We start from the raw sequence: 20,581 nt of genomic DNA, 5'->3' as shown, positions 1-20,581 counted from the left end.
TAACTTAGCGGTATTGGGCGTTGGCCGCCTACGGTCGCTGCGTTGCAGCGACCGGGACAGGAACGCTACCCAAACTCGAACGTCGTTTGTTTCAGCGGGGCGAAGGTGGCGAGTTTTGTGGCGTCTGCCAAATCGATCGGGGTTGTTGTTGTTGCTGCAACCCAAGCGCGGAAGTCATTGGCCGGGACTGGCGGCACGATCACGTCGACTGCGGACAACGATTGAGGCAGGGCTTGGCAAAGCGACTTTGCCAACCGCTTGGCTCCGCTTTTCCCCGCCTCGTCATTGTCGGCGATGATCGTCAACCGGCTCGGTTGATGGCGATGGATGTATCGGTCGACAAAGAAGGTTGACGCGCTACAACTGGCTCGTCCAATCACCCACAGCCCCAAGCCGATCGCGGCGGCCGTGTCCGAAGCACCTTCGGTGATGTACAGCGTTGTCGAGTCCGCGTTGGACGTTGTGTTGGTAGCCCTTCGGCGGGCGACAAAGATCCCGCTTTGGCTCCCCCGCCGCGACCACTTCGCGCGGCGTTGATCGGTCCAGGGCAGCCCGCTGATCCGGACGCCGATCACCGTGTGGGCTTCACTGCGCATCGGCCAGGTTGAACCTCGCCCGTCGGCGGTCAAGCCGACGCGGAGCGCCCGTAGGGCGTCTTCGCTGGCGGACAGTTGCTCGGCCAGCCGACGACGTGTTTCCGGATCGATTCGGCGGTAAGCATCACGCGCGAATTGGGTGTGCGCGTCAATGACGTCTTGGGGCAGTTCGGTACGGAAGGGCGACGTGCAGGGCGAAGCGTTCTGCGCCGCGAAAGGACGCGCACGACTGCCACCACCGGGCAGCGACGGCGAAAGGTCGCCACGTTCGGGCGCGACGCCGACCGCGTCGGCTAAGAACGATAGCGATTCGGCGAACGAACAATCCAGCCACCAACGAAGCGTGGCAATTCCGTCGCTTGGCGAGATGGCGCAGCCGCGGGTAAAGCAGTGACGGCAATGGACGGCCCCGCGTTGCTGCAAATCCGGGAACGCTGCGAACCGGTCGTGTCCGCCGCACTTGGGACAGGGGCGGTTGCGACCGTCCAGAAGCTGAGCCGGAAGACCGGCGGATTCCAGGATCTGTGCCCAACGTCCCGCGGCGGCTCGACGGAGTTCATCCAGATTGTAAAACGGCATCTCAGCGGTGATCGGACAGAGTTCAGCTGGTGAGGGATCAACGTCGGATAGGCTTCCGGCCGGTCGATCCAGAATGGAACAGGCTTGCCGCCTTTTCCAGTTTCCATCGACAAGCGACAAGCTGATGCGGCGGCGTTCCGGCCATGTCGGATCGACCAACGCCCCGCTGCATCGAATGGCTCCGAATGTGACGGTCGTTCCACCGTGCCTCCTATCTTCAATCTTGGCGCGGCTTGTTACACTTCGTCCATGAGCGAAATTGATATTTATGATTACGAATTGCCCCGTGAACTGATCGCCCAGGAACCCCTGGCGACCCGCAGTGACGCCAGGCTGATGTTGGTCAATCGGGCCAGCGGCGAGATCGAGCACCACCATGTGCGTGATTTACCGGACCTGTTGCGCAGCGAAGACACGTTGGTGCTCAATGACAGTCGCGTGATCCCGGCCCGAATGGTCGGATTCCGTACGCGAACGCAGGGTCGTTGGCAGGGCTTGTTTTTGCGTGAAGATTCGGGGTCGGGCATTTGGGAGGTGCTGACCAAAACTCGCGGCAAACTGGTGCCGGGGGAGACGATCACGATCGAAGACCGCAACGGCTTGCCCGGCATGCGGCTGGAGGTGGTCGCGCGAACCGAGCACGGACACCTGCTCGTGTTGCCCCGACCGCCGGCCGATCGGCTGGCCGCTGCCAATGACGAGGAAAATCAATTGTCAGGATCTTCCAGTGCCGATCAGTGGCTGAATCGTTACGGCCGGGTGCCGCTGCCGCCCTACATTCGCGATGGGCACATGGTCGATGCGGACGTCTCGAACTATCAGACGGTGTTCGCCAAAGCCCCCGGCAGCGTGGCGGCACCGACCGCGGGATTGCATTTCACGCCCAGCCTGCTCGGCCAGATCACCGACGGGGGAACGGAAACGGCATCAGTGACGCTGCACGTCGGTCTGGGGACGTTTCGTCCGATCAGTAGCGAGACGCTGGAGGAGCACGAGATGCACACCGAGTGGGGACAGATCACGGAAGAAAATGCCGATTTGATCGTCGAGCGACGGGCCGCGGGAGGTCGCTGCGTGGCAGTCGGCACGACCAGCGTCCGGGTGCTCGAAAGCGCCGCGGCCGACTTGTCGGGCGATCTGCGGGCCTGGACGTCAACAACCGATCTGTTCATCCGGCCCCCGTATACCTTTCAAGTCGTCGACACGCTGATGACCAATTTCCACCTGCCCAAGAGCACCTTGCTGGTGCTCGTCAGCGCCTTTGCCACGCGGGAATTGATTCTCGAAGCCTACGCCAAAGCGATCGAAAACGAATATCGCTTCTTCAGCTATGGGGATGCGATGCTGATCGTGTAGCCCGCGCGCCGAACAACAGCAGCACGATCGCGGGAATCATCGCAAATCCTGCCCAGGCGTGAATCGACATCAAGGAGTGCATTTGGTGCGTTGAGGGAATCGGCAACATGCACAGAAAGACCGTGACGATGGTGACCAGTCCGGTCGCCACCGTCGCCAAATAGCCCAGATTCTGAACTCTCGATGTCGGCCGCTTGGCGACGAAGTACCGCAAGAAAAACAGGGCAAAAACGGGCAATCCCATCACCAGGACCCCGCTGGCCATCATGTGGGCCAGTAGCGCCTGGCCGCCCAGTGTTTCGCCGCCGAGAGCCGGCAACGAGGTCACTGTGAGCACCGCGACGACAAGGACGAGAGCCAAAAGCAGGAGCCGGTCGATCCAGACAAACATGTTCGGGTAAATTCTCCGCGGTAAATTGGGGATCCGGTAGCCGCCCCGATTCTACGCTTTCGGCGGCCCCACGGGGACCGGTCAAGTACCGTAAGCTTCCAGCTTGCAGTCAAGTGGCGTAAGCTTCCGGCTTGCAGTCAAGTGGCGTAAGCTTCCAGCTTGCGATCCTCTGACGCAGCCTCGCCGCGTGCGATCCCACGGCGTAAGCTTCCAGCTTGCGATCCTCTGACGCAGCCTCGCCGCGTGCGATCCCACGGCGGAAGCGATCAGCTTGCGATCCGATCCGCCGCCACCCCGGACGCCTGAGCTGATGCGGTCGATGCATCGCGACTTCGAAGCCGGTCTTTTTTGGGGAGAGTGACGACGAACGAGTGTCACGACTGGATGCGGCAAAGACACGTCGTCGCCCGCCCGGCCGCCCGCACATTCTGGTCGCCGGATCGCTCATTGACAATTCCGTGCTTTCAGTCGACAGTGAAGGCTTCGATTTCAGCATTCCTACGCTTCCCCCACCCCTCTTATGACCGATGCCGACACGTCCGCCCCGCGGACCTTGCTAGACAAAATCTGGGACCAACACGTCGTCCACCAACCGGAATCTGGACCGGCGATTTTGTACATCGATCTGCACCTGGTTCACGAAGTCACCAGCCCCCAGGCCTTTGAAGGGCTGCGGATCAACGGGCGTCCAGTGCGTCGGCCGGAGCGAACGCTCGCCACGCCCGACCACAATGTCCCGACCAGCGACCGATCACTGCCCATCGCCGACCCGATCAGCCGTAAACAGATCGAAACGCTGCGGAACAACTGTGCCGAATTCGGCGTTCAACTGTTCGACATCGGCGACGTCCGCCAAGGCATCGTCCACGTCATCGGCCCCGAAAACGGCTACACCCAGCCGGGCATGACGATCGTCTGTGGCGACAGCCACACGGCCACTCACGGTGCGTTCGGCGCCCTCGCCTTCGGGATCGGAACCAGCGAAGTCGAGCACGTCTTGGCGACACAGACCTTGCTGCAATTCAAACCGAAAACGTTTGAATTACGTGTCGACGGCGAATTGCCCAAGGGCGTGACGGCCAAGGACATGATCTTGTACTTGATCGGCAAAATCGGAACCGCCGGCGGCACCGGGTATGTGCTGGAATACACCGGCGACTGTGTTCGAAATCTGACGATGGAAGAACGCATGACGGTCTGCAACATGTCGATCGAGGCGGGGGCACGGGCCGGGATGATCGCACCCGATCAAACCACCTTCGATTACTTAGCAGGTTTGCCGGAATCACCGGCCGATTTCGATGCCGCCGTCGCCCGCTGGAAACAATTCTCCACCGACGCCGGAGCGACCTATGACAAGTCGCTTCACTTCAACGGTGCCGACATCCAGCCCCAGGTCACCTGGGGCACCAACCCCGGCCAAGTGATCAGCGTCAAAGACAAGACGCCGGATCCGGCCGACTTCTCCGATCCGACCGATCAAAAAACCACCCGCGACGCGCTCAGCTACATGGGGCTCCAAGCGAGCACTGCGATGGAGGACGTCGCGATTGACCGCGTCTTCATCGGTTCCTGCACCAACGCCCGTATCGAAGACCTGCGGGCGGCAGCCGAGGTGATCAAAGGGTACCACGTCAGCGACAAGGTCAACGCGATGGTCGTCCCGGGCAGCGGTAAAGTGAAAGTGCATGCCGAACGCGAAGGCCTGGACAAGATCTTCCGCGAAGCCGGGTTCGATTGGCGTGAAGCCGGTTGCAGCATGTGTTTGGCCATGAACCCCGACAAGTTGGCGCCGGGCGAGCGCTGTGCCAGCACCAGCAATCGAAACTTCGAAGGCCGGCAAGGCAAGGGCGGACGGACACACCTGGTCAGCCCCGCGATGGCCGCCGCCGCAGCCATCCAAGGACACTTCGTCGATATCCGCGAGTGGGACTTCAAGTCCTGAGCGACTCCAACCAAACACCACCCTTCAATCAACCATGCAAAGCTTTACCAAACACACCGGCGTCGTCGCGACGATGGATCGTGCCAACGTGGACACCGATCAAATCATCCCCAAGCAGTTTCTCAAACGGATCGAACGAACCGGATTCGGGCAATTCCTGTTTTACGACTGGCGTTTTCTGGAAGACGGCGAAACGCCCAACCCGGAATTCGAACTGAACCAACCCGCCGTCAAAGGCGCCTCGATCTTGGTCGCCCGTCGTAATTTCGGTAGCGGATCGAGCCGCGAACACGCGGTCTGGGCGCTCGACGATTATGGGTTCCGCAGCGTGATCGCGCCTTCGTTCGCCGACATTTTCTTCAACAACTGTTTCAAAAACGGCGTGCTACCGATCACGTTGGCCGAGTCCGATATCGACCATCTGTTCGAAACCGCGAAAGCCAAGGGCACGTACGAATTGACCGTTGATCTGGAGAATCAAATCGTCAAAGACGCCGACGGTTGGGAGCGTCCTTTCGAAGTCGACGCCAGCCGACGTGACAAGATGCTGCAGGGATTGGACGATATCGGACAAACGCTCAAGTTCGAGGACAAAATCTCCCAGTACGAAGCCGCCCGCACCTGGTAGGGCATGCTGTGCATGCCATCCCAGATCGTAGGGCATGCTGTGCATGCCATCCCGGATCGTAGGGCATGCTGTGCATGCCAACGCGGATCGTAGGGCATGCTGTGCATGCCGAGGGGCCGTCAGGCACAGCCTGACCTACGTCGAGAAACGTCCCCCGGCGTTCACCGCCGCGTCGCCAGAAACACCGCGACGCCGCTCCAAACAAACGCGAACCCGACGAGCGTGTCGGTTGACATCGGTTCGCCGAAGTAAAACGCGCCGACGAAGAACTGCAGTGTCGGCCCGATGAACTGCAGGACGCCGATCAACGTCAGTGGAATGCGCTGTGCTGCGGCGGAGAAGAATGCCAGCGGAACCAATGTTAAAAATCCGCCGAGGATCAACATCCAGTCCAGCACCGGGTCGCCGCGACCAAAGTCGCCGGCACCGCCTTGATACAACAAAGCCAAATAGACCAGCGTCGGCGATAACAGTACGAGCGTTTCCAAGAACAAGCCGTTCATCGGATCCAAGCGGGCTTTCTTTTTGACCAACGCGTAGCCGGCAAACGAACCGGCCATCAGCAACGAAACCCAGGGGAATTGGCCCGCGGCGACGGTCATCACCGAAACGCCGACGCCGGCCAAACCGACCGCGCCCCAACGCGGGGCCGACAATCGCTCGCCGAGCACGACGACGCCGAGTAAGACGTTGAAGAGCGGGCTGATGTAATAACCCAGCGACGAAAGCAGCACTTGCTCATTGGTCACCGCGTACAGAAACGCCCCCCAGTTGATCGCGATCAGAAACGCGGCGGCGGAGTAGATCGCCCACGTTTGTCGCCGGCGAAGCGACTCCAACAGCGCCGCCCGAACGATCCGGCTGCTGAGCCGAAAGCGAATCACGGCGATCACCATCGAAAACACAAACGCCCAGACGATCCGGTGGCTGACCAACTCCAGCGCCGACGTCCCGCGGAGTAGGTTCCAGAAGATCGGAAACAGGCCCCAAATCACGTTGGCGGCAACGGCGCAGAAAAATCCCAGACGGGTCGATGCGGACATGCGGTGTTTTTGAAAACCTTGGCAAACGCCGTAGAATGCCCAACCAAACGGGCGGTGGACTTGCTGCAATTCGAGATCAACCGATCACCCCCGCAAGCCTGAGCGAATCCGGCCGATATTCCGTGAATACCAGCCGAATCGAGTGAGCTTACAGATCCTCCTTGCAGAATGGCAGCGCGTTCGAAGCATCCTCGACGCCAAGCCATCGGCCATCCTGTTCGTCGTCGACGGGAATCCCAATCGACCACGGGAGAACTTCGTCGATCCCAATGAATCAACGAGCCGTGAGAGGGTATAATCCAGTCCAATTCCCTCAAAATCGATCCCCACCGAATCTCAGCCCACCGAACCCGAGCCCCCCCATGCGGATTTTGGATTTCGTCAAACCCAAGGAACTTTCGCGCGTCGCGCGACTGCAAATTCTGGCGCGGGAGATCGTTGAAGGCTACTGCAGTGGACGACACCGTTCGCCCCACAAAGGGTTCAGTGTCGAATTTAAGGAGCACCGACAATATGTCCAAGGCGACGAGCTGAAGAATATCGATTGGAAGGTCTTCGGCAAGAGCGATCGTTTGTACATCCGCCAGTACGAAGAAGAGACGAACTTGCGATGTCACTTGTTGGTCGACCAGAGTGGTTCGATGGCCTACAAGGGCACTCGCAGCGTCGACGGTTTGAGCAAGCACGAATACGCCACACGACTCGCCGCCGCCTTCGCCTACTTCATGTTGGGACAACAAGATCCCGTCGCGCTGGTGACGTTTGACAATGACCTCCGGCAACAGGTCCCGCTGCGAAGCCGTCCCTCTCACCTGCAACCGATCCTGTCGGCACTGGTGGCGGACCAATCACGACGCGACACGGACTTGGGCGGCGTATTCCGAAAGATCGTTCCCAAAGTCGGACGGCGTGGATTGATCGTGATCATTTCCGATTCGATGGGCGACGCCGAATCGATTTCACGATCCTTGGCTCAGTTTCGAGCCAACAAGCACGAGATCATCTTTTTTCAAATCTTAGACCCTGACGAAGTGGAATTTCCGTTTTCGGGACGTATTCAATTCCGTGACTTGGAACATGCCATCGACGAACAGACCGTGGATGCCGCGTCGATCCGAGATGCCTATCAGGACCGACTGGCCCAACACAACGAGGCCTTGCGCGAGGCCAGTCGACGGAGTCGCGTCGATCTGATCCCGATCACCACGGACCAACCCTTTGTCGACGTCTTGCATGAGTATGTTGCGGCAAGGAGACGCGCGGTCCGATGAGTCTTCTCAACGCAGCATTGGCGTTTGGCGCATTCGCTTTCACTATCCCGCTGATCATCCATTTGTTCTTTCGCAGCCGGTTCAAAACCGTGGACTGGGGCGCGATGTACTTGCTCGAAAGCGTGGTGCGTGTCAATCGCCGTCGCATGCAGGTGACCAATCTGTTGTTGTTGCTGTTGCGATGTGCGATCCCCGTGCTGTTGGCGTTCTGTCTGGCCCGGCCCGTTTGGACGGGGCTTCGCGCACTCGCCGGCGATGCTCCGAAAACACTGGTCATCGCGATCGATGATTCGCGTAGCATGTCGTTGACGCCGCCGGGCGAACCGGCGCGGATCGAAGTCGCCAAAGAAGAACTTCGAACCGTGCTGGCGGATCTGACGCGGCGCGACGAAGTGATGTTGGTCCGCGGATCGCGTTTGGGCGCCGTCCCGTCCAAGATGGGTGTTTCCGATGCGCTTGCCGCCCTGCGAAAAATCGATGCCCAAGGCAACGCCGTTTCGATCGGTCAACTGGTCGATGCGGCCATCGCGGCCGCCGACGAAGGCTCGCATCCGAGACGCCAAATTCTGGTCGTGTCCGATTTTCAAGCCGGGGCGGTCGATGCCGCGACCCTGGAAGCCGCCCGTCGCATCGCCGAAACGAATCAGATCGAAGCGGAATCCGATCGCGGCAATCAAATGGTCATCGACATGCTGGACGTGGGCACCCACTGGGACGACCTGGCCAACGTTTCGGTCGATGCGGTGACCATCGATTCGCCCGTGATCGTCAGCGAGCGTTCGGGCGTTTACACGGCGACGCTACGCAATGCGTCCGACCTGCCCGCCAACGACTTGCGATTGATCTGGTCGATCGACGGAAAACCGTTGGAACCACGAGTCGTTTCGATCGATGCGAAATCAACATCGACGAATCGGTTGACGCACACCATCGATCAGGCCGGGATCCATGAAATCGCCGCGACGATCGATCGTGGTGACGTGCTGGTCGACGACAACACGCGTAGTGTGGCTGTCGAGGTGATCAATGAGGTCAACGTGCTGTTGGTCGACGGTCGGCCCGGTAATGAACCGCTCAGCGGACAAGCCGACTTTTTGGCCATCGCGCTGAGCCCCTTTGCCTTCGGCGGTGATGACCGCCCCGATCCGGTCCGCGCCGCCGTCGTGACGTCGCAACGGTTGGAATCCGCACTCGATGAAAACCCGACGCGTGTCATCGTGCTTTGCGGCGTCGGACAACTTTCCGATTCGGCCAAGCAACGGATTGCGATCTTTGTCGATCAAGGCGGGGCGTTGGTCGTGTTCGACGGACCGAGTTTGCGTCCAGAACTCTACAATCAGGGTTGGCGAAACCAAGACGCTGTGCTGTCGTTCCCCGCCTCGCTCGGCGACGTTGTGGGGAATCCCGATGTCGACAGCGGTGGCTCCGAAGAAACGTTTGCCATCGATCAGCCCACGTCTCTGTACCAGCCCTGGAAGATCCTGGCCCGCGGAAGTGACAACCCGCTGTCGGCCGTGAACTTGTCCGCCTACCGTGCCTTCACGATCGACGAAGCGGACGAAAACGCGCCCACCCATCGGATCGTCTTGCTGCGAACCACCGACGGAGCACCGTTGGCGGTGATGGATACCGTCGGCGACGGGACGGTCGTGCAGTTTGCGATCTCGGGAAATGCCGCCTGGACCAACCTGCCGCTGCGGCCGGTCTTTCTGCCGCTGATTCAGCAAATGGTTTTGGATCTGGCCGGCAAACGCAGCGACGCCATGATTCAGGTGGGGCAACCGATCGTGATCAGCCCGAATGATTGGCCGGCGCCTCAGACGGAACGGGGCGCGGAAACCCGCACGCATTTTGCCGCACGCACCCCGCGAGGACAATTCGAACTCGAGACACCTGACGCGGGCGAACCCGTGCGTCTGACGGCGACTTATTCCCCCGGCGTTTACACGATTCAGAAACGGTTGACCGATCTTGCCGATCCGGAGAAATCCGAAACCATGGAAACCCTTCGGATTGCGACGGTCGACGCGTCCGAATCGATGTTGGTCGATGTCAGCCAAGAACGTCAACAAACATTGGCGAACATTCTGAGCGCGCAGGTGTTCGAGAGCGCCGTGTTGCTGCAAGACGCCGACCGTTCGCGTTCCTTCGGACGCGAGATCTGGCGGGTGATTTTGGTGGCGCTATTGATCGCGTTGGTCGCCGAGTTGTGGTTGCAGCAAAACCTGGTTGCCCGACGGAGAATCACGGGAGGCACTTCGTAATGGTTTCTCCCTTCGCATCGATCCGCTTCGCCGGCGATTTGCCGGCTTGGTTCGTCGGAATCCTCGCGCTGCTGGCGGTCACCGGGGTCGTCGTGCTCTATGCGCGAGAAACGCGGTCGATCCGATCACCGTATCAATACTTGCTGCCGGCGCTGCGCGGAACCGCCGTCGCACTGGTCGTGTTCATCTTGGCCGGACCGGTTTGGCACCGTCGACAGGTGATCGGAACCCTCGGGCGGGTCGTGTTCGCGGTCGATACGTCGCGCAGCATGTCGCTGACCGACAGCCAATCGGAAACCACGGCGGACAATCGTCTGCAACGCGCGACGGCATCGCTGCTTGGCAACGCCACCGAGCCGGGTTGGTTGGAGCAGATCCAGAAGACTCACGCGATCGATGTCATCGCCTACAGCGACTCCGATCCCGTCTCGATCTGGTCCTCCGATGACCAGACGGAACTGCCGACGGCCTTGGATTGGGCGGCCGACGGCCCGGCTACCAATCTGTCGCGTCCGCTTCAATCCATCCTTTCGACGATCAATTTAGACGCTGCGGCCGGTCAATCTGCAGTCGGTGGTTCCGCCGCCCAGTCGTCTGACGGCTCGGTTGACTCGGTCCGCCGTGCCGCGATCGTGTTGATGACCGACGGGCGTGACACCGAGACGGCAAAGCGATTGGAACGCTCACCACCCTCGGTCGCCAAACAACTCGCCAGCGGTGGAACCACGGTCAACACGCTGGGGTTCGGTTCCGTCGATGAACCACCCGACGTCGGAATTGTCGAAGTCATCCGCCCGGAAACCGTCGCAGCCGAAGGCAAATTGGCCGGCCAAGTGATCGTTAAACAGTTCGGCCGGCAAGGCGAACCGGTCTTGGTTCGGATTGAATCGGACGGAGAAACCGTCTGGCAAAAGTCGATCAGCATTTCGAACACGGGGCAACAGGCTGTGCCGTTTGAAATCGACGTCGGCCAGATCGTTCAATCGCTCCGTTCACGATCACCGCGCGGCATCAATCGAACCAACGAAGTTTTGCGTCTGGTCGCGACCGTCGAATCCAATGGTCCCGATTACTCGGCGGACAATAACTTGTCGCACTTCCGTGTTGCGGCATCGACGCGCAATCGTCGACTGTTGATCGTCGACGGATCCAGCCGCTGGGAAACCCGTTATTTAAAAAACCTGTTCGTCCGCGACCCCGCCTGGCAGGCCGACGTGGTCTTGTTTGGCCCCGGGACGTCCAGTCCCAAACTGCAACGTGGCAGCGCTCCGGGACAGTTTCCCGCGACCGCAGCGGAGATGGAGCAGTACGATGCCGTTTTATTGGGTGAAATTGATTCTTCGCAATTCACGACCGGCGACCGAGGACTGCTGTCGCGTTTCGTCGCCGGCGGTGGTGGTCTGGTGATCATCGACGGGCGGTTCGGAAAACTCCGCGCCTTGGCCGCCACCGAGTTCGGCGAATTGATGCCGGTTCGCTATCGAGGAAGCTCAACCTTGCCGGTGCCCAGCCGATTGCAGGCGACACCGGCTGGACTGGAACAACCCGCGCTTGGCTTGATTGATCAAACCGATCAACTGGATTCGTTTTGGCGTTCCCTGCCGGCGCCCAAGTGGAGTGCGAACGTCGAATTGAGTGAAGGCGCCGAGGCTTGGGGCGAAGCGGTCTCGGACAGCGGCACCCGCACACCGTGGTTGGCCACACGAATGTACGGGGCGGGACGTGTGTTCTATTTCGCCTCCGATCAAACCTGGCGCTGGCGCTACAAAGTTGCCGATCGATTTCACGCCCGGTTTTGGAACCAGTTGGTCGTCGCGGCGATGGAACCGCCGTTTTCCGCCAGTGATCAGTACGTTTCCATCGGCACCGACAAGGTGGAATACCAGGGGGGGGAATCAGTCGTGGTCCGCGCCCGGTTACGTGACGTCCGTGGCAACCCCGTTGCGGATGCCACCGTCGATGCGTTGGTCATGCGTGACGGCAACAAAATCGCCACGGTGCCATTGAGTGTCGATAACCCCAACCGCGGCACCTATGTCGGCCAGGTGCCGCCGCTACCCGGCGGTGAATATTCGATCCGAATTCGTGCCAGCGGTTTTGACGAATCCGCTCTGCTCGCGTCGACGCCGATTTGGGTCACCGAAGACGATCACGCCGAGATGCAGCGGATGAGTCTTGATGAAGACGCCTTGCGTCAAATCGCATCGGCAGGCGAGGGGACGTACATCCATGAATCCGACGCCGAGCGGATGCTGGAATTGCTCAAGCCGCTCTCCAGCGGCACCGTCATCGAAACCGACACGGTGCTTTGGCAGTCTTATCTGTGGTTTTGGTTGATCATTGGGTTGCTGACCATCGAATGGTGGTGTCGCAAACGAGCCGGATTGGTGTAACGGACAGGAAACAGAAATGGCAACGGTAAGTGAACACTCAAGGGCCCGAACGGGGCTGGATCCGATCACCACGCGCGCGCTGGCCGCGTTCCGTCGGCGCCGCGGGATGTTGCTGGCCGCCCGCGCGATCGGTGTCGGTCTGCTGGTGTTCATTTCACTCGCGCTGGCGCTGGCGACATTGGATTATCTGTTCTTTTTCAGCGACGCCATGCGTTGGACACTCAGCATCGGGATCTATGTGGCAACCGCGGCGGCGATGTGGCTGACGGGGTTGTCGTCGTTTGCCGTCCGCGACGAGTTGGAAATCGCCCGTCACGTCGAAAGTGTCGCCCCGAACTTGCGCGAAAACCTTGTCGCCGCCGTCGAATTGTCGAATCCCGATTCCGCCAACGGGGCACCTTATTTTCGTCGCCTGTTGCAAAGCCGCGTGGCGCGAAGGATCGCGAAAGTGGATGTCGGCAAGGTGTTGCCGTTGCGATTGGTTCGCCGCTGGGTGCTCAGTGGATCCACGGTCGCGTTGGTTTGCGTCGCATTGATGTTCATCCCCTCGGCGCAATTCGGCCGCCGCTTCGCCCGCGCCGCACTTCCCGGGTTCGCCATCGAACGAGCGTCTCGAACCAAAGTCACCATCTTGGAACCCTCCCCGATGTCGGGCTACGTCGCCGAACGGGATGCGGTGGGCGTGATCGTGCGCGTCGAAGGTGCCGAATCAGACGATGTGATGCTGCACTGGCGCAGTGCTGACGGAACCTCCGGCCAGTCCCTGATGACGCCGCGGATGGACGCGTCCGCGTTTCGGCCCGGTGACCGATCCGACGCGTCGACCGGAGGTACCGATCTGGATGCAGCCGGTGATGTCGCAATCGATGACGTTCCCGGAGGACGATTTGCGGCCAATTTGTCGGTCGGCTCGGTACCGATCCAGTATCGCATCACGGCCGGTGACGCGATCACACTCTGGCACGAACTGACGCCGTTGCCCCGACCACGTGTCGTTCGCTATGAGAAACGCTATCGCTTGCCCACATACGCCAGACTGGACGATCGCACTGCTGATGAAGAACACGGGGACTTGAAAGCGTTGCAGGGCACGACGGCTGAGGTGACCGTCACGTTTGACCAACCCGTTGAAAACCCGGTCGTCCGATTCGGTGTTCGCGGCGCTCGCAGCGAAATGGAACCCGTGGACGAATCCTCGACCAAGTTTCTGACTCGGATTTCCATCAAGACCTCCGGTCAATATCAAGTCGATGCGACCAGCGTCCGCAGCGGGCTGGACAACCCGTTCAGCCCGACGAACATGATCACCCCGGTCTTGGACACGCCCCCGATCATTCGGTGGACTAACGATACCAAACCCAGCCAAATGGTGTCGTCGTTAGACGTCGTCGAGATGGCTGCTTATGCCGCCGACGATTTGCCGTTGGAACGCGTCATCCAAGAAGTCCGCGTCAACGAAGGACGATTCGATGCGTATGCGTTGCCGATCGAAGCTGAGAATCGAAAACTGGATCTCAACTGGTCCTGGGACTTGATGCACCGCTTGGGCGAATCCTCACGAACGCCACAGCTTTCCGCGGGAGATCTTGTCCGAACACGACTCGTCGCCATCGACCGCCGGGGTGCGCGAACCGAATCGCCGGTGATCGAGTTTCTGATCGCCGGCGATGGATTTGATGCCGATCGCCATCAGTTTCTGCAACCATTCGCCCGGCAAGTCGACCGCATCATGAAGTGGTCTCAGCAATCCAAACAGCTGGCAGAGGGACTCAAGGAAATCGACAACTCGGGAAACTTTGAAGTCCTGGAAGAGATTAACAGCCAGTGGAAACCGTTGCAACAGGAATCAGTCGCGTTGGTCAAGAGTCTGACTGAAATGCTGACCGCAACCCAAAACACGGCCAGCGCGTCGATGACCGAATTGGTCGGCAGAGCCATCATCGACGTCGAGACACGTTTGGATGGCCAAATCAAACAGATGCAATGGCTGTCCGAAAATCAGGCAGACGTTTGGAGCAAGGATCACGAAAAGAATCGCCAAGCCGTCGGCCGCGAGGCAAACCAGACGGCTTATCAATGTGATCGGTTGGCCGAGTTTGCCCAGGCACGGTTCGCGCTCGCCCTGTCTGCGTCTCTGTATGCCGACGTCAGCATGCTGCGTGAAAGCGTCAACCGCTTGGTCGATGACATGCCCCGGCAGCGACTGCCTCGCTACCTGACCCTGGTGGCCGGTCAACTGGCTGAAATCGATCGGCTGATCGCACAATACGAATCGCTGTTATCCCCACAACATGCACAGCATCTTTCCGGTGACTCCTGGATGCGGTGGTCCCAGCGTTGGAACCTTCAAATCGAAACGCTGTTAGAAGACCAGGCCCGTCGCGATCAAGTCTACGCCGTGCTCAAATCGTTGCGCGATGAAGTCAAAGACAAACCCCAACACGTGGTTTATTCCGCAACTCACGACACCGTGTTGCGTTGGGGGCGTGACCTTCGCAAAGAAATGGGGTACCTGTCGGACCTGACACGACGTTTGTTTGACGCCGGACGTGAGTGGCAAGCGGCCCAGAAAGCGACCCAAGGCGATCGCAATGCCGACGATGCGGTCAAGAACCACTTGGCGGTTCAGTGGGGACAACTCCAATGGCAGACCGAACGGAATCGTTTGATGGTGCGTGCGGCAGGCCAAGAGAAGCTCAATCGCGCCAAGTCCAAGGTCGATCTGAAGTACGCCGCCGATCAAAACCTGTTCGTCCGCGCGATCAAGAACGTCACCGAAAACGGTTACCAAGACTACGAAGACGAACCGGCCGATCGGGTCCTGAACTCCATCGCCGCTGCGATCAGTACGCTGCAGGCGGCCAGTGACATCGCCGCTGCCCGCGAAGACTGGCTGTCGATCCGCGAAGGCGAGAGTCAAAGCGATCCTGCACCGCTGCGAAAGATCTACCATCCGATTTGGTTCAAATTGCAGGACATCCGGATCGAATTGGGCGTCCGCTACTTACGTCAATCGCAAGTCGACTGGGAGACGGTCCTGCGGCCGATCGATGAGACTCGCCACAACGATGATCACACCCAGGCCAACAACCGAATCGATCCCCGACGTTGGAACCAGGAGCCCTTTGTATCGGCCGGCAAACCGCTCGAATCGCTCGCACGTGACCTGCACGTCGGACTCGACGGCCTGTCTGATAAGCGGGAACAGGCGCGAGACGTGCTGCGACGCTACGTGTTGACGCTTTCCGAACAGGCACGCGAAGCCGCTGAAAAAGCGGAACAGGCCAAACAGGAAACCGACCAACGGCCCGACGCCGGCGAACAATCGGCCGAGGAGGTCCAGCCGCTACAAGACGAGGCGATCGAGAAAGCGACCGAGACCATCGGGGCGCTGATCGACCAAGCCAACACGACCGACATCATCGATGATCAGCAGCGGGAAGTCGCTCGTGATGCCGATGCCGCCGCGGAATTGATTGCCGAAGCAGTCCAGGACACCAAAGACGCTCTCAAAGAAGCCGAAGCGGCGCAATCCGATCAGCAACGCGACGAGGCACTCGAATCGGCCGAACAAAAACTCGGTGAACTCTCCGAGCGACTCGAACAAACCGCCGATCACTTTGAAAAAATCGAGAACGGTGAAGACATCGCGGAGTCGCGAGAACGGCTGCGTCAAGCGGAGGCACAATTGAAAGCCGCCGAAGAACTGGAGCAGCGATACGACAGCGCCAGCGAGATGGCCGATGCCGCTAAACAGGACCCACGCGAACTGTTGCGTCAACTCGAACAAGAACTGCAGCGCAATGAACCGATGCAAAACGAGCTTAGCGAGATCGCCGAGGACATCGTCGGTGAGGTCGCCGAGAACCTGAAACAGGCGGCCAAAGATGAAGACGAATTGCAACGTCGATTGGAGTCCAACGACGACGCCTTCGCCGAACAAAAGCGTCAAAAACAACTGATGCTCGACGAGTTTGTCGCTCGGGCAAAGACGTTGCGTGACCGAACGCTCTCCACCGCATCGAAAGCCGCCGGTTGGGGCGACGATCCGAAAACACGCGAATCAATCGAACAAACGCGTCAGAAACTCAACGACTCCATCAACCAAGCCGAACAGATCTCGCGCGGAAAACCCACCCTCAGCGAATTGCAATCGGCAACACGCCAGATGCAACAGGATGTCAAACAGGCTGCCGACGCAACCCGGCAAGCTGCCCAACAAGTGGCACAACAGGCGGACAAGGATCTGCACGGTGACAAACAGAAACGCAACACCACCGCGGAATCGATGCAGCGCAACGAAAACCAATTGCGCAATGACGAGCTTCGTGCACTTGACCAACAGCGAAAAAAATGGGCGTCGGCGGAAAAAGACGCCGGCCGACGGGTCCGCGAAAACGAACAAAAAAAGCGCAGCGCCGAAAACTCGTTGAAGCGAACCCAGGACAAGCTGAAGAAGGATCCCAACAACGAGTGGCACAAACGGGAGGTGGAAAAACAACAAGACTTGATCGCTGAAGCGTCCAGAGCGATCGAGCAGGCTCGCCAAACCAATGACTTGGCGACCGAACGTAGCAAGCAGGCCGTCAAACGCGCCAACGATATCAATCAGATCAAAGCAACCCCGCTGGACAAAGCCAACCCGGCTGCACAATTGGGAGAAAAACTGGCCAACAGCGCCGCGGAACGGCTGCAACAACTCGCGCAAGAACTCGGTCAACTCGCCGAAAAGTCTGACATTGCACCGGACCTTCGCGCTACTTCCGAGTCGGCCGAAAGCCTTGCCAAACAGCAACGGTTGGTCCAAGACAATGTGCAAGCCGCTGCCGATGATCTGGCCCGCGCGTCCCGTCACGAAGCCCGCTTGGAAAACGACCGGACGGCCGAACAACTCGCCCAGGCATCGCAGCAGACCGAGCAGCGGGCCGGGCAGGCCGTCAAACAAGCCGGCGAAGAACTGGAACAAACCGCTGACGAAAGCAAGAACGCCGCCGCTGCCGCCGAGGCGTTGCAAGATGCGACGGAAAAAATCGCCGCACAAGCCGAAGCGGTCCAGTCGATGCTCGGTCAATCGCAGTCGTCTGACGGTCAGTCCAGCCAATCGCCCGGCGAATCGGGGGATTCAGACAGTCCGGCGGCGAGTCAATCGGCCAGCGCCGATGCGACCCAATCGCCCGGCCGACCGTCCAGCCAAACCCCGTCGGGCAATGCATCCGAGTCCGGCCAACAACCCGGCAACCAACCCTCTGCCCGGCAGATGGCTCAAACCCTTGATGAACTGGATCGTTCGCTCGCCGCTCAAGCGTCCCAGTCCGCTCAACAGCCGTCCGATTCACAACAGGCATCGGGCCAGCCCTCCGAAGGCAACCAGGGACAGCCCGCCGGCGGACAAACCGGCAACGAACCCGGCGGCCAGCCGTCCAGTGATCCCAACGCCGACGGTCGCCCCGGATCCGGCCAGCCGCCCCAAAACGCCGTCGAAGCTTCGCCGACACTCGCCCAGATGCTCGAAGCCCAAATGCAGCAGGCTGCCCGCGAAAGATTGAAAAGTCTGCAACAGGCACAAGCCGGTGAGCAACCCGGCGAACCGTCCAACTCCGATGCCTCGTCGCCCAACCCGATTTCTGAATCCGGCGAAGGCGACATGCCGGATGGCCCCGACGAGATCGATCTGATCGAAGGCGCGATCGCCGACGGTGATTGGGGCGACCTGCGTCGCCGCGGAGTCGATGATGCCGCACAAGGCCGATCGATTCAAATTCCGCCGGGCTACTCGCGCGAAATCAAAGCCTATTTCAAAGCGCTCTCCAAACGAGCTGCGGAGTCGAAATGATGCAACAGGACCAAAACTCGATTGCAGAAGCGCACGAACGCTTCCACACCTGGAGCATCCCGCCTACAACGCCACCCTCCTGGCAGGCATCGGTGTCTACACAACTTGAGTCACCCTCCCTGGCAGGGAGGGTCGAGCGCAGCGAGGGGAGGGTCGAGCGGTCGTCGCTGAGCGATTCCCAGCCACCTAGACCCTCCCCGCGTCGTCGTAAACTCCTCCGCGACCCTCCCAGTCTCCGTCGCCGCGACCTGTTCGCACTTGTCGGCGCGCTGACCGGACTGCTGGCGACACCGGCATCGTCCGATGAACCACCATCGATTGACAACCTTTACGTCGACGACGAATTGGACCAAGCCTGTGAGCGGGCGATCGAGTTTCTGCTGCGCAACCAGCGTTCCACCGGGGCGATCACCGACCGCGGCCACGAACTTGCACTCACCTCGTTGGCGATCATGGCGCTGGCGGCGATCGGCACCGAACCGGCCGAGCCCACGCGACGCGGGCGCGCCATGCGTGCCGCACTCGACTTCGTGCTCAAACCGGACCACCAAAACGACTCCGGGTATTTCGGCGCCTACGACGGGTCGCGGATGTACGGCCACGGGATCGTCACGTTGATGTTGACCGAAATGCTTGGCATGGGCGCGACGCCGAAACAAAACGAGCTGATTCACGAACGCCTCGAACGTGCCCTCCGCTTGATTCTGTCTTCCCAAGCGATCCGAAAAGAACGAAAGCTCGAAGGCGGATGGAGGTACTCGCCGCAATCACGCGACAGTGACCTGTCCGTTTCGATCTGGCAACTGATGGCCCTGCGCTCGGCCAAGAACGATCAGATGAACGTCCCCGCCGAAGCGATCGACAAAGCCCTCGAGTACCTGCGCAATTCCTTCACCGGACGACGCACGGCGACCGGGGTCGGCGAAGGCGGTTTCAGTTACACGCCGGGGCAGTCACGTCCCTCGTTTACGATGACGGCAGCCGGATTGCTGGCGATGCAGGTCTGTGGACAATACGACGCTCCCGAAGTGGCCGCGGCGGCGGATTGGTTGTTCAGCCATCGGCCCAAGACCAACGAACGTTACCTGTTCTACGGACTGTATTACTACGCCCAAGGCATGCACCAGGTCGGCGGCAAGTACGCCGACGAATCCGGCCGCGTCGTCTCCTCGTTGTTGTTGCCGCGGCAACGTAGCGACGGATCGTGGATGTCGCCCGGTGGCGAAGAACGCAACGTCGGCCTGGTCTACTCCACTTCGCTGGCGTTGCTTTCCCTCTCCGTGCGCTACCATTATTTGCCGATCTATCAACGATGACCGAAATCCATACTGACGGCCCCGAGTCGATCGGTGACGTCCAGCCGCTCGATTTCCTGGTTGTCGCGCCGCATCCCGATGATGCCGAAATCGGAATGGGCGGAACGATCGCCAAGATGATTCGCCAAGGCATGCGGGTCGGAATCTTGGATTTGACCAGCGGGGAACCAACGCCGCACGGCAGCGAAACCATTCGCCGCGCCGAGACCATTCGTGCAACCGAAATTTTGAACCTCACGTGGCGCGGCAATGCGGGCCTGGTCAACCGAGAGTTACAGCACACGCTCGAAGCGCGAAAGCGAATCGCCAGCTACTTTCGGATGCTGCGTCCGCGCTGGGTGTTCGCACCGTATTTTCACGACGCCCATCCCGATCATGTCGTCGCCACCGAACTGATCGAAGCGGCCCGGTTTTGGTCCAAGCTCAGCAAGACCGACATGCCGGGAGAACGTTTTCATCCCGAGCGGACGTTTTATTTTTTCTGCATCCATCTGCGTCTGGCCGTCCAACCCAGTTGGATCGTCGACATCAGCGAGACGATGGACCAGAAACTCGAATCGATCCGCGCCTACGAAAGCCAGTTCGTCGTCGGCCGCCCGACCGAGCCACCGACGATGCTCGACCGCATCGAAACCGACGGAGCCTACTTCGGCAACCTGATCGCCCGCCGCTACGGAGAACCCTTCGCCACCAAAGAGCCCTTGGCGCTGACGTCACTGCGGGATGTGTTTTAGCTGTTAGCTGTTCGAGTTGAGAGTTGAGAGTTGAGAGTTGAGAGTTGAGAGTTGAGAGTTGAGAGTTGAGAGTTGAGAGTTGAGAGTTGAGAGTTTTTCAAAGGATTTTGACAGAGATGCCTCGGACAGCGACCTCGATCCGTATCCTCAACCGATCGCCCCCATCATTGTGCCACCTATCTGCCCGCATCGTCTTGCCCCATCTGCGTCTCAATTTCAAATTGTTTTGATC

General features: G+C 59.9%; 12 protein-coding genes. 9 read left to right on the top strand and 3 right to left on the bottom strand.

Annotation, left to right across the window (positions count from 1 at the left end):
* Positions 1–65: 65 nt before the first annotated feature.
* The gene (locus NZK35_RS22295) at positions 66–1,175 is read right to left on the bottom strand and encodes a primase-helicase zinc-binding domain-containing protein (protein ID WP_259634736.1); all 1,110 of its coding nucleotides are present in this window, start codon (positions 1,173–1,175) and stop codon (positions 66–68) included.
* Positions 1,176–1,424: 249 nt separating this feature from the next.
* Here NZK35_RS22295 and queA point away from each other — a divergent pair, with 249 nt between their 5' ends.
* A complete protein-coding gene (gene queA / locus NZK35_RS22290; protein WP_259634735.1) occupies positions 1,425–2,531 on the top strand; it encodes a tRNA preQ1(34) S-adenosylmethionine ribosyltransferase-isomerase QueA in 1,107 nt (368 codons plus the stop codon).
* On the opposite strand, the gene NZK35_RS22285 is transcribed toward queA, so the two are convergent.
* The gene (locus NZK35_RS22285) at positions 2,500–2,868 is read right to left on the bottom strand and encodes a hypothetical protein (protein WP_259634734.1); all 369 of its coding nucleotides are present in this window, start codon (positions 2,866–2,868) and stop codon (positions 2,500–2,502) included. The genes queA and NZK35_RS22285 overlap by 32 nt on opposite strands.
* 574 nt (positions 2,869–3,442) lie before the next feature.
* Between NZK35_RS22285 and leuC the strand changes: the two genes are divergently transcribed.
* Both leuC and leuD read left to right on the top strand, forming a co-directional pair.
* A complete protein-coding gene (gene leuC, locus NZK35_RS22280) occupies positions 3,443–4,867 on the top strand; it encodes a 3-isopropylmalate dehydratase large subunit (RefSeq protein WP_259634733.1) in 1,425 nt (474 codons plus the stop codon).
* Positions 4,868–4,901: 34 nt separating this feature from the next.
* Positions 4,902–5,495 (top strand): 3-isopropylmalate dehydratase small subunit, encoded by a 594-nt coding sequence (gene leuD / locus NZK35_RS22275; protein WP_259634732.1) that lies wholly within the window; start codon positions 4,902–4,904, stop codon positions 5,493–5,495.
* Between the two features lie 161 nt (positions 5,496–5,656).
* On the opposite strand, the gene rarD is transcribed toward leuD, so the two are convergent.
* On the bottom strand, positions 5,657–6,538 hold the full coding sequence (rarD, locus tag NZK35_RS22270; protein WP_259634731.1) for an EamA family transporter RarD: 882 nt from the start codon (positions 6,536–6,538) through the stop codon (positions 5,657–5,659).
* A gap of 362 nt (positions 6,539–6,900) precedes the next feature.
* Here rarD and NZK35_RS22265 point away from each other — a divergent pair, with 362 nt between their 5' ends.
* The 6 genes from NZK35_RS22265 to bshB1 all read left to right on the top strand — a co-directional run bounded on the left by NZK35_RS22265 (position 6,901) and on the right by bshB1 (position 20,349).
* Positions 6,901–7,809 (top strand): DUF58 domain-containing protein, encoded by a 909-nt coding sequence (locus tag NZK35_RS22265; protein ID WP_259634730.1) that lies wholly within the window; start codon positions 6,901–6,903, stop codon positions 7,807–7,809.
* A complete protein-coding gene (locus NZK35_RS22260) occupies positions 7,806–10,073 on the top strand; it encodes a BatA domain-containing protein (protein ID WP_259634729.1) in 2,268 nt (755 codons plus the stop codon). The genes NZK35_RS22265 and NZK35_RS22260 overlap by 4 nt, the downstream gene beginning before the upstream one ends.
* Positions 10,073–12,466, top strand: a complete 2,394-nt coding sequence (locus tag NZK35_RS22255; RefSeq protein WP_259634728.1) for a VWA domain-containing protein — start codon at positions 10,073–10,075, stop codon at positions 12,464–12,466. Before NZK35_RS22260 ends, NZK35_RS22255 begins: the two co-directional genes overlap by 1 nt.
* 16 nt (positions 12,467–12,482) lie before the next feature.
* Positions 12,483–18,299, top strand: a complete 5,817-nt coding sequence (locus NZK35_RS22250; RefSeq protein ID WP_259634727.1) for a hypothetical protein — start codon at positions 12,483–12,485, stop codon at positions 18,297–18,299.
* Between the two features lie 92 nt (positions 18,300–18,391).
* Complete coding sequence (locus NZK35_RS22245) at positions 18,392–19,615, top strand: prenyltransferase/squalene oxidase repeat-containing protein (RefSeq protein WP_259634726.1); 1,224 nt, start codon at positions 18,392–18,394, stop codon at positions 19,613–19,615.
* A complete protein-coding gene (bshB1, locus tag NZK35_RS22240) occupies positions 19,612–20,349 on the top strand; it encodes a bacillithiol biosynthesis deacetylase BshB1 (RefSeq protein ID WP_259634725.1) in 738 nt (245 codons plus the stop codon). Before NZK35_RS22245 ends, bshB1 begins: the two co-directional genes overlap by 4 nt.
* The last annotated feature ends 232 nt before the right edge of the window (positions 20,350–20,581 follow it).

Source organism: Stieleria sedimenti, assembly GCF_025060895.1.
Lineage (GTDB): Bacteria > Planctomycetota > Planctomycetia > Pirellulales > Pirellulaceae > Stieleria > Stieleria sedimenti.
This window is presented reverse-complemented; position numbering and strand designations above follow the sequence as displayed.